The organism is Sinorhizobium sp. 7-81, from assembly GCF_030124405.1.
In the GTDB taxonomy this organism is placed as follows: Bacteria; Pseudomonadota; Alphaproteobacteria; order Rhizobiales; family Rhizobiaceae; genus Sinorhizobium; species Sinorhizobium psoraleae.
The window spans coordinates 1-1,228 of record NZ_JASKLT010000066.1 but is presented as its reverse complement, the minus strand read 5'-3'; the positions used below and the strand labels follow the sequence as shown (position 1 = coordinate 1,228).

2 protein-coding genes are annotated in these 1,228 nt (G+C 60.1%); both read right to left on the bottom strand.

Annotated elements, in window-relative coordinates; all coding sequences use genetic code 11:
* Nucleotides 1-343 precede the first annotated feature (343 nt).
* Nucleotides 344-901, bottom strand: a complete 558-nt coding sequence (istA, locus tag QN224_RS33495; protein WP_283980166.1) for an IS21 family transposase — start codon at nt 899-901, stop codon at nt 344-346.
* Nucleotides 886-1,080, bottom strand: coding sequence for a helix-turn-helix domain-containing protein (locus QN224_RS33490; protein WP_283980165.1), 195 nt, complete (start codon nt 1,078-1,080; stop codon nt 886-888). Before QN224_RS33490 ends, istA begins: the two co-directional genes overlap by 16 nt.
* Between the last annotated feature and the right edge of the window lie 148 nt (nt 1,081-1,228).

Below are 1,228 nucleotides of genomic sequence, written 5' to 3'. Positions count from 1 at the left end.
AATCGAGACCTATCCGAACGACCTGCATGACATCCTCCTTCATCGCAGTTGACGTTCGAGATTCCACCTCGCCGCGAGGGCGGGGTCCATACCATTGGCCGTTTGTTGCAAGAGAGAAAATCTGTGATGCCGCTCTGGTCGGGTGCAAGCCATGTGTCCGGCCTTCGCGAGGCGGCGCATATGGCCGCAGGCCCTGATGAAGTCCGCGGATCGGGTTCCAATCAAATTAGCGCGCTCGAAGCGCCTTGAGAATCTCGGATTAATCCAATCCCTCCCGCCAATCGTTCAGGGGCTCCAGCGATGGAAAGCGCGGCGTGGGCTGCCTGAGTCGATGCCGCGCATCCTAAACGTTCTTCTCGACCTGTCCCTTCTCCCAGCCCGACGCCGGATTGCAGAACTCGGGTTCGAACAGATAGTGGCTGGCCATCGCCAGGAAGCGGACATTGACGTCGCGCTCCTTGCCGCGCCCGACCTTGTCGATGGCGGTCTTCATGTTGTCGTAGATGCCGCGCCGGGGAACGCCGCCGAAGACGCGGAAGGCATGATTGTGGGCGTCGAACAGCACTCGTGCGTCTGCAGCAGATAGGCCCGCATGGCGAAGGTGCGGCTGTAGCTTCGTATGCGCGACTTGCAGCTTGGTGCGCTCGTTGCCGATGATCGCCCAGTCCTCGGACCAGTCGAACTGGAACGCTTCACCGGGTTCGGACGCCAGCGGCACGAATGTCCCGCGGCCCGACGTCTGCAGTTCCCTTTGCCGATCGGCTTTCCATTCCCGAGCTAAGCCCGCCACGCGATTGTAGGAACCGTCATAGCCGAGGCTCAGCATATCGGCGTGCAACTGCTTGAGCGTGCGCTTCTGTTTGCGCGGCTTGCTGGCCTCCGTCTTCAGCCAGGCCGACAATCGGTCGGCAAGGGGTCAAGCTTGCTGGGCGGTTCCGGAACCTTGAACTTCGGCTCCACGCCCTCGGATTGCAGATATCTGCGGATGGTATTCCGGGACAGGCCAGTCCTGCGGCAAATCTCCCGGATCGATAAATGTTCTCGAAAATACCAGCGTCGGATCACGCTCAATAACGCCATGTCGATCACTCCACAGCCCCCACTCAAAACAAGCAGGGGTGGTTCAAACGTAACCGCCCGATTGTCACCGCCTGCCGGCTATCGTCGTGATGGCCTAAGACACGTCTTTAACGACGTCGTTAGCGACGTGTCTTAGGCGAGGTTTGCG

Excerpts from the sequence above, each read along its gene's own strand:
- QN224_RS33490 (WP_283980165.1), bottom strand. The coding sequence starts at position 1,080 with ATGGCGTTATTGAGCGTGATCCGACGCTGGTATTTTCGAGAACATTTA.